Below are 2,483 nucleotides of genomic sequence, written 5' to 3' on the forward strand. Positions count from 1 at the left end.
TGCAATAATGATTTTACATCAAAAAAAATATCATTCTCACTTTCATTTTTCTAAATTAAAAATTATTTATAGCATTAACTCAATATATTCTCACATGACAAAGTGCATCATGGTTCAAGGAACATCATCAAACGCAGGAAAAAGCATGCTTGTGGCAGCATTATGTAGAATTTATAAGAATAGGGGATATAAAGTAGCTCCCTTCAAATCCCAGAACATGTCTTTAAACTCATACACCACAAAAGAAAACGGCGAAATTGGAATAGCGCAAATGCTGCAAGCCGAAGCGGCTATGATTGAACCGAGCATACACATGAACCCTGTTTTGCTTAAGCCAAAAGGGGATTTCACTTCCAATGTAATCATTCAAGGGAAATCCATCGGAGACATGAACTTCTACGATTACCAGCACAAATACCACGATGCTGCCTTTGACGCCATAAAAAAAAGCTTTAAGATTTTATCCGATGAATATGATGTTATAATAATCGAAGGTGCCGGTTCTCCCGCTGAAATTAATATGCGTGACCAGGACATTGCAAATATGGAAATAGCCCACATGGCCGATGCCAGCGTAATCCTGATAGCCGACATTGAAATGGGTGGCGTTTTTGCAGCCATCGCCGGTACATATGTCCTGCTTGATGATTATGACAGGTCCAGGCTTAAAGCAACCGTGATAAACAAGTTCAGAGGCAACTTGGACATCCTAAAGCCAGGCCTCGACAGGATTGAAGAAATTACAGGTGAACCCGTTTTAGGAGTCCTGCCCTATGATGAAACATTGAAATTGCCTGAAGAGGATTCTGCCTCACTGACCACCCATGAATTCGCAGAAAACAAAGACATCACCATCGGCGTTATCCGCCTGCCGAAAATAGCTAACTTTACAGACATCGACCCATTCGAGTATGAGGAAGATGTTGGGCTTAAGATGATTGGCGTCAATGACGATGTCGGTGATGTTGATGCAATATTAATTCCGGGAACCCGTAACTCAACAGAGGACATGTTTGCTCTTCGCGAAAGCGGCCTGGCAGACAAAATCATTGCAAAATCCTCAGAAATCCCAATTGTCGGCATTTGCGGAGGATTGCAGATTTTGGGAAATGTCATTCATGACGAAGACAAGCGCGAATCCAAACATGGAACAATCAACGGATTAGGATTGCTGGACATTGAATCAAGCTTTTCAAGAGCCGGCAAAATTGTCACACAGTCAACCGCAACAATCCCCGATGATCTGGAAGGCATTGCAGGTGAGATGTTTAAAAGCATAGCCGGAGAGGAAGTCCACGGTTATGAAATACATGAGGGAACAAGCGACCTTTTAGATTCCACCGCCCTTTTAAATATTAAGAAAGGTCAAGGAAACAATGAGGATGGGGTTATCGATGGCGCATCCAATGGGAATGTCTTTGCAACATACTTCCATGGAATATTTCACAATTACAACTTCAGAAGGGAGTTCTTAAACTACATTAGAGTCAAGAAAGGTCTTGAAGCTAAATATGGTGAAGATCCATATGAAACTCAAAAGGATTATTCCCTTAACAGATTGGCCGAAATAGTTGAAGAGAATTTGGATATGGACATCATTGATAAACTAATCTTTGAAAGCCATATGGAATAAGGGCATTCCAACATTGAATCAAAACCGCATCATTTAAAAATGTTAACCAACATATCTATAAACATCAAAATAATTTGGAGATTAAATTATGATTTTGAATGTAAACGCAACAAACAAAAAATCCGGTGAAGTAATTTCATTCGCATTAGAAGGTAACGCAGACGCAGGTTTCACTTATGAAGGAACCCACATGCAAGAAGTAACTGACAATAAAGTCAGAGAAGTATGTAACGGATTAATCTTACTCGGTTCCCCAATCTACACCATTAAAGCTGGCGAAACCGAAACAATTGAAAACATGACATTCGTTACTGAAGTTAAAGCAGAATAATTCTGCTACTCTTTTTTTATTTTACAATAATTTTTGTTGAATCTTTCTATGGCCTACTTTTAATGGTCGTTGCTTTTCGGTAATGTAAATCCAATGCCTTCGCATGCCAATTTTTCTACAATAAGAAACACTTGAATAATATACCGTTATATAATTTCTTTATCAAACTTAAACTAGGGAAATATGATTGACAATTCTAAATTTAATTATGAAAAATTTGGCTTTGTAGAAATCCCATCTGATTTTTACAAAAAATCTTTCAAAAACATTTTTCTTTTCTATTTTTACTTTAATTTTCAATAAATAATCTTAACATTAATATTTTTATTTTATACTTGAAATTTCACATCGATTGAAAAAAATAAGCAATATATAGTTATATATAGTAAAATGGAGAATAAATATTATTATGAAGCAAGAAAATACCTATTCTCCAGTTAGTTATTTGTTTTCAAAGCAATTAAATCTTTCGGATTTTGGTTTTGAAAAACCAGCACTCAAAAAAATTAAAGAAATTAA

Annotated in this window: 2 protein-coding genes; both read left to right on the forward strand. The window is 36.4% G+C overall.

What is annotated here, in order from left to right:
- Nucleotides 1-94 precede the first annotated feature (94 nt).
- A complete protein-coding gene (cobQ, locus tag ACKI4K_RS03425; protein ID WP_407422304.1) occupies nucleotides 95-1,633 on the forward strand; it encodes a cobyric acid synthase CobQ in 1,539 nt (512 codons plus the stop codon).
- An 88-nt stretch (nucleotides 1,634-1,721) separates the two neighbouring features.
- Nucleotides 1,722-1,964, forward strand: coding sequence for a hypothetical protein (locus tag ACKI4K_RS03430; RefSeq protein ID WP_407422306.1), 243 nt, complete (start codon nucleotides 1,722-1,724; stop codon nucleotides 1,962-1,964).
- Nucleotides 1,965-2,483 lie beyond the last annotated feature (519 nt).

The organism is Methanobrevibacter sp. (genome assembly GCF_045644645.1).
Lineage (GTDB): Archaea > Methanobacteriota > Methanobacteria > Methanobacteriales > Methanobacteriaceae > Methanocatella.

Coding starts and splice junctions, on each gene's coding strand:
- ACKI4K_RS03430 (WP_407422306.1), top strand. CDS start 1,722: ATGATTTTGAATGTAAACGCAACAAACAAAAAATCCGGTGAAGTAATT.
- cobQ (WP_407422304.1), top strand. CDS start 95: ATGACAAAGTGCATCATGGTTCAAGGAACATCATCAAACGCAGGAAAA.